Origin of the sequence: Kitasatospora sp. MBT63, from assembly GCF_000710465.2 — a bacterium.
Taxonomy (GTDB): Bacteria; Actinomycetota; Actinomycetes; order Streptomycetales; family Streptomycetaceae; genus Kitasatospora.
This window is the reverse complement of the sequence record NZ_JAIZ01000185.1, coordinates 23034-29465: the sequence shown is the minus strand read 5'-3', so window position 1 is coordinate 29465 and position 6432 is coordinate 23034. Positions and strand designations below refer to the sequence as shown.

The window sequence follows — 6432 nt, the reverse complement described above, 5'->3', positions numbered from 1 at the left end:
GCCGGCGACCCGCAGCGGGGCGATGGCCTCGGCCCAGTGTCCGGCGGTGTCCGCGCCGTGGGCGCGGGCCAGCTCGGCGTCCAGCAGCCGGGCCCAGCCCTGGTGCAGCGGCACCTGCGGCCGGTAGCCCTCGGCCGCGGCGGCGATCCGCGCCAGCACCCCGTCCCGCCCCGGGCCGGCGGCGGGCAGTCCGCGCGCGTCCGCCTCCACGGCCGCGGCGCGGACCAGCAGCGGGAGCAGCAGCAGCGTCTGCTGTCCGGCCGGCTCGCGGTCCAGCACCTCGAGGATCTGCTCGCGCGCGGCCAGCGGACTGCCCCAGCGGGCGGCGATCTCGATGCTCACCAGGACGGTCGGCAGGACGTGCTGGGGCTGCTCGTGCCGGCCCGCCGCGACGGCCTGGGCGAGCGCCGCCTCGGCCGCGGCCCGGTCGTCGGCCAGCAGGGCGAGCTCGGCCCGCAGCCGGCTGAGGAAGGCGTGGTGGGAGTCCCTGGACGGGTCCTCGGCCCAGGCGTCGAGCACCCCGGCGGCCTCCGCCAGCCGTCCGAGGGCGATCAGTGCCTCGGCCAGGTTGCCGGTGAGGATCGCCCCGGTGTTGCCGAGCAGCCCGGTGGAGCCGGCCGCCTCCAGCCCCTCGCGGGCGGTGCGTTCCGCCTCCTCGGCCCGGCCCAGCTGGACCAGCAGGCTGGCCAGGTTGTTGAGCCCCCGGCAGGTCAGGTCGGGCACGCCGAGCGCCCGGGCCTGCTCCACCGCGGCGGCCAGCTCCGCCAGGCCCTGGTCCGGGTCGTCGAAGTCGGCGAGCAGGCTGCCCAGCGTCATCCTGGCGTGCGCCTCGACGCTGCCCGCGCCGACCTCCCGCGCGATCCGCACGGCCCGTTCGGCGGTGGCCAGGTGCTCGTGGGTCGGCCGGCGCAGCATCGCGTGCGCCGCCTCCAGGGCGAGCACCTCGGCCTGCACGGCGGACGGTCCGAGGTCGGCCACCAGCCGGTGCGCGTAGGCGAGTTCGGCGCTGCCGCCGGGCCGGTCGAGGTGGCCCAGCATCCGGGCCCGCTGCATCCGGAACCAGGCGGCCCGCATCGGGTCGCGCTGCTCGTCGACCAGTCTGACCCCGCGCTTGGCGAGGCTGAGTCCGCGTTCGCGCTCCCCGCTGCGACGGGCCGCGACCACCGCCTCGGCCAGCACGTCGACCTGCCGGAGCCGGTCGCACGAGGTGTCGTGCCGGCCCGCGTCGCAGGAGCAGGGCGGATAGGTCTCGGCCCAGTCGTAGGGGCGCAGGGTGTGCTCCAGGACGTCCTCGGAGACCTCCTCCCACAGCTCCAGGGCGCGTTCCAGCATCCGCAACTGTTCGGCGAAGGCGTTGCGGCGGCGGGCGGCGCGGGCCGCCTCCAGGGCGGCCGGCAGCGCGCGGGCCGGATGGTGCGCGTGGTACCAGTAGTTGGCCAGCCGGGCGGGCCGGACCTCGTCCCCCACCAGGGCGGGATCCTGCTCCAGGGCGTCGGCGAAGCGGCGGTTGATCAGGTGCCGCTCGCCGGGCAGCAGGTCGTCCGAGACCGCCTCGCGGACCAGCGCGTGCCGGAAGCGGTAGCCCTCGCCGTCGGTGTCGGGACGCAGGATGTTGGCGCCGACCGCGGTGCGCAGCGCCTCGATCAGCGGCTCCTCGCCCTCGTCCAGGACGGCGGCCAGCAGTCCGTGCTCGACGCAGGAGCCGCCCTCGGCGGCGAACTTGACCACCTGCTGGGTCTCGTCGCTCAGTGCCTCCACCCGGACCAGCAGGATGTCCCGCAGCGACTCGGTCAGCCCGGCCGGACAGCCCTGCCGGTGGGCGGTGGCGAGCTCCTCGACGAAGAACGGGTTGCCCTCGGAGCGGCGGTGGATCCGGTCCACCAGCGCGCGGTCCGGCGCCTCGGTGCCCAGGATGCCGGCCAGCTGCGCGGCCACCTCGACCTGGCCGAAGCGGTCGAGTTCGAGCCGCTGGACGGTGCGCAGCCGGTCGAGTTCGGCCAGGAAGGGGCGCAGCGGGTGGCGCCGGTGCAGGTCGTCGCTGCGGTAGGTGGTGACGATCAGGACCCGGGAGCGGTGCAGGGTGCGGATCAGGTAGGCGAGCAGTTCGCGGGTGGAGCGGTCGGACCAGTGCAGGTCCTCGACGGCGAGCACCAGGGTGCGGTCGGCGGCGAGCCGCTCGAACAGCCGGGCGGTGTGCTCGAACAGCCGGGCCCGGCCGAACTCGTCGTTCGGTTCGCCGTCCGCCTCGCCGAAGTCCGGCAGCAGCCGGGCCAGATGGCCCTCCATGCCGGCCGCGGCCCGTTCCAGTTCGGGCCCCAGCTGGCGGTACAGGCGGCGCAGCGCGGTGGCCAGCGGCGCGTACGGCAGGCCCTCGGCGCCGATCTCCAGACAGCCGCCCAGCACGGTGACCGCGCCGGCGGCGGCCGCGCTGTCGAGGAACTCCTCCACCAGCCGGGTCTTGCCGACCCCGGCCTCTCCCCCGATCAGCACGGTCTGCGGATCCCCGGCCTCGGCGCGGCGCAGGGCCGCCGCGAGGAGGTCGGTCTCCGTACTGCGCCCGACGAAGACCGGGCTGACCGATATCTGCTCCATGGCGGCGAGCATGCCACAGGCCCGTATCGCGGGCCGAGGCGTTATCCGGGCGCCGGACGGCCCGAAGGGGAGCACGCCGGTGGCGTGCTCCCCTTCCGTCCCGGCTCGGGCACCCGGGATGTGCCGCTCTGTCAGCATTCGCCGAGTCGTGCCGGGCGGGCGGTGGCCGACCGGCCGGTAGCGGCGGCGGCGCGGCGTCCGCTCCGGGCGAACCGCGCCCGCAGGCCGGTGCGGCCGCCGGTGTGCTCCCCGGCCTCGCGGGCGGTCCGGGCCTCGTGCACCAGGCGGGCGCGCTCGGCCTCCTGCTCGAGCTGGTGCTGGCGCTGGCGGATGATCTCGTACTCGTACACGGTGGTGGTCCCCCTGTTCGGGACGCTTCCCGGTCCCTGTGGCCGGTCCGTCGTCCTGCATCCAGGATTCCGTCCCAGGCGGGGGTGCGGCATCGGCAGCATGCCTCATCTTCGGGGGAACGACCGCCTTAGGCGCCTGCCTTTCGAAGCCGAAAGGCCCGCCCGCACCCCGGGAGTCCGGGGTGCGGGCGGGCCTTGAGGACTAAGGAGGCCTAAGGCGTCCTCAGGACAGCTTCGCCAGCAGCAGGTCCTTGACCCTGGCCGCGTCGGCCTGGCCGCGAGTGGTCTTCATGACCGCACCGACCAGCGCGCCGATCGCCTGGACCTTGCCGTCGCGGATCTTGGCGGCGATGTCCGGGTTGTCGGCGATGGCCTGGTCGACGGCCGCGCCGAGCGCGGAGTCGTCCGAGACCACGGCGAGGCCGCGCTGCTCGACGACCGCGTCCGGCTCGCCCTCGCCGGCCAGCACGCCCTCGATGACCTGGCGGGCCAGCTTGTCGTTGAGCTTGCCCTCGGCGACCAGCGCGCACACCCGGGCCACCTGGGCCGGGGTGATCGGCTGCTCGGCCAGCTCGGTGCCGGTCTCGTTGGCCCGGCGGGCCAGCTCGCCCAGCCACCACTTGCGGGCCTGGTCGGCCGGCGCACCGGCGGCGATGGTCTGCTCCAGCAGCTCCACCGCACCGGCGTTCAGCACCGACTGCATGTCCTTGTCGGACAGCGCCCACTCGGCCTGCAGCCGGGCGCGGCGCACCCGCGGCAGCTCGGGCAGCTCGGCCCGCAGCTCCTCGACCCAGGTGCGGGCCGGGGCGATCGGGACCAGGTCGGGCTCCGGGAAGTACCGGTAGTCCTCGGCGTTGTCCTTGATCCGGCCCGCGGTGGTGGTGCCGTTGTCCTCGTGGAAGTGCCGGGTCTCCTGGACGATCGTCCCGCCGTCGGTCAGCACCGTGGCGTGGCGCTGGATCTCGAACCGGGCCGCCCGCTCGACGCTGCGCAGCGAGTTGACGTTCTTGGTCTCCGAGCGGGTGCCGAAGGTCGAGGTGCCGTTCGGGCGCAGCGACAGGTTGACGTCGCAGCGCATCTGGCCCTTGTCCATCCGGGCCTCGGAGACGCCCAGCGCCCGGATCAGCTCGCGCAGCTCGGCCACGTACGCCTTGGCCACCTCGGGGGCGCGCTCGCCGGCGCCCTCGATCGGCTTGGTGACGATCTCGATCAGCGGGATGCCGGCCCGGTTGTAGTCCAGCAGCGAGTGCGTGGCGCCGTGGATCCGGCCGGTGGCACCGCCGACGTGGCTGGACTTGCCGGTGTCCTCCTCCATGTGGGCGCGCTCGATCTCCACCCGGAAGGTCGAGCCGTCCTCCAACTGCACGTCGAGGTAGCCGTTGAAGGCGATCGGCTCGTCGTACTGCGAGGTCTGGAAGTTCTTCGGCATGTCCGGGTAGAAGTAGTTCTTCCGGGCGAACCGGCACCACTCGGCGATCTCGCAGTTCAGCGCGAGGCCGATCTTGATCGCCGACTCCACGCCGACCGCGTTGACCACCGGCAGCGAGCCGGGCAGGCCGAGGCAGGTCGGGCAGGTCTGCGAGTTCGGCTCGGCGCCCAGCTCGGTCGAGCAGCCGCAGAACATCTTGGTCTTCGTACCCAGCTCGACGTGGACCTCAAGGCCCATCACCGGGTCGTACGAGGCGAGAGCGTCCTCGTACGAGACCAGACTGATGACGCTCACAGCGTCCCCTTCACTTGAGTCTTGGAGGTCCGTCAGCCCAGCAGCACGTCGTCGTCGCCGAGCCGCTTGAGCTCACGGACGAGGAGCGCGGTGCCGGTGATCAGCGCGGCGGCGCCGACCAGGGCGTTGATCAGCTTGAGGGTGTCGTTGTCGCCACGTGCCTTGCGGACGTCCTTGACGATCGAGACCGCGCCGAAGGCGCTCGTCCCGATGGACAGCCACAGGCCCGGCTTCGAGTGCTTGAAGCCCTTGGCCTTCGCAACGGTGCTCACAGTGCCGGTGCCTCCTCCAGCAGGGGGTGTCCCCACTTGTCGTTGAGTGCGGCCTCGACGGCGCCGCCCACGCGGTACAGGCGGTCGTCCGCCATCGCGGGCGCGATGATCTGCAGGCCGACCGGGAGATTGTCCTCCGGGGCCAGGCCGCAGGGCAGCGACATGGCCGCGTTGCCCGCCAGGTTCGACGGGATGGTGCACAGGTCGGCCAGGTACATCGCCATCGGGTCGTCGGCGCGCTCGCCGATCGGGAAGGCGGTGGTCGGGGTGGTCGGCGAGATCAGCACGTCGACGCCGGCGAAGGCCGCGTCGAAGTCGCGCGAGATCAGGGTGCGGACCTTCTGCGCCGAGCCGTAGTAGGCGTCGTAGTAACCCGAGGACAGCGCGTAGGTGCCCAGGATGATCCGGCGCTTGACCTCGTCGCCGAAGCCGGCCTCGCGGGTGAGCGCGGTGACGTCCTCGGCGGAGCGGGTGCCGTCGTCGCCGACCCGCAGGCCGTAGCGCATGGCGTCGAAGCGGGCCAGGTTGGAGGAGGCCTCGCTCGGCGCGATCAGGTAGTACGCGGGCAGCGCCAGCGTGAACGACGGGCAGGAGACCTCGACGACCTCGGCGCCCAGCTCGCGCAGCAGCTCCACCGACTCGTGGAAGCGCTGCATCACACCGGCCTGGTAGCCCTCGCCGGCGAACTCCTTGACGATGCCGATCCGCATGCCGCGGATGTCGCGCATCTTCGCCGCCGCGACCACGGCCGGCACCGGCGCGTCGATCGAGGTGGAGTCCAGCGGGTCGTGGCCGGCGATGGCCTCGTGCAGCAGGGCCGCGTCCAGCACGGTCCGGGCGCACGGGCCGCCCTGGTCCAGCGAGGAGGAGAACGCGACCAGGCCGTAGCGGGAGACCGAGCCGTAGGTCGGCTTCACGCCGACCGTGCCGGTGACCGCACCGGGCTGGCGGATCGAGCCGCCGGTGTCGGTGCCGATCGCCAGCGGGGCCTCGTACGCGGCCAGCGCCGCCGCCGAGCCGCCGCCCGAGCCGCCGGGGATCCGGGACAGGTCCCAGGGGTTGCCGGTCGGGCCGAAGGCGGAGTTCTCGGTGGAGGACCCCATGGCGAACTCGTCCATGTTGGTCTTGCCGAGGATCACCACGCCGGCGTCCTTCAGACGCGCCGTCAGGGTCGCGTCGTACGGCGGGATCCAGCCTTCGAGGATCTTCGAGCCGCAGGTGGTCGGGATGCCCTCGGTGGTGAAGACGTCCTTGAGTGCCAGCGGGACGCCGGCCAGCGGGCCGAGCTCCTCGCCCTTGGCGCGCTTGGCGTCCACCGCGCGGGCCGCGGCCAGCGCGCCCTCGGTGTCGACGTGCAGGAAGGCGTTGACCTTCTTGTCGACCGCGTCGATCCGGTCCAGGTGGGCCTGGGCGACCTCGACGGCGGAGACCGTGCCGGAGGCGATCGCGGTGGCGGTCTCGGCCGCGGTGTAGCGGATGAGATCGGTCATGGTGA

Annotated in this window: 5 protein-coding genes; all 5 read right to left on the bottom strand. The window is 73.5% G+C overall.

Annotation, left to right across the window (positions count from 1 at the left end; translation table 11 throughout):
- On the bottom strand, positions 1 to 2592 hold a 2592-nt coding region (locus AA75_RS12855; protein ID WP_033820084.1), incomplete at its 3' end, for an AAA family ATPase.
- Between the two features lie 131 nt (positions 2593 to 2723).
- Positions 2724 to 2942 (bottom strand): hypothetical protein, encoded by a 219-nt coding sequence (locus AA75_RS49240; RefSeq protein WP_033820079.1) that lies wholly within the window; start codon positions 2940 to 2942, stop codon positions 2724 to 2726.
- Positions 2943 to 3165: 223 nt separating this feature from the next.
- Positions 3166 to 4665 carry an Asp-tRNA(Asn)/Glu-tRNA(Gln) amidotransferase subunit GatB gene (gene gatB, locus AA75_RS12845; protein ID WP_033820078.1) on the bottom strand — a complete coding sequence of 500 codons (1500 nt, stop codon included), beginning with the start codon at positions 4663 to 4665 and terminating at the stop codon, positions 3166 to 3168.
- Between the two features lie 32 nt (positions 4666 to 4697).
- Entirely contained in the window at positions 4698 to 4937 is a 240-nt protein-coding gene (locus tag AA75_RS12840; protein ID WP_033820077.1) for a hypothetical protein, read from the bottom strand.
- Entirely contained in the window at positions 4934 to 6427 is a 1494-nt protein-coding gene (gene gatA, locus AA75_RS12835) for an Asp-tRNA(Asn)/Glu-tRNA(Gln) amidotransferase subunit GatA (RefSeq protein WP_033820076.1), read from the bottom strand. Before gatA ends, AA75_RS12840 begins: the two co-directional genes overlap by 4 nt.
- Between the last annotated feature and the right edge of the window lie 5 nt (positions 6428 to 6432).

Coding starts and splice junctions, on each gene's coding strand:
- gatA (WP_033820076.1), bottom strand. CDS start 6,427: ATGACCGATCTCATCCGCTACACCGCGGCCGAGACCGCCACCGCGATC.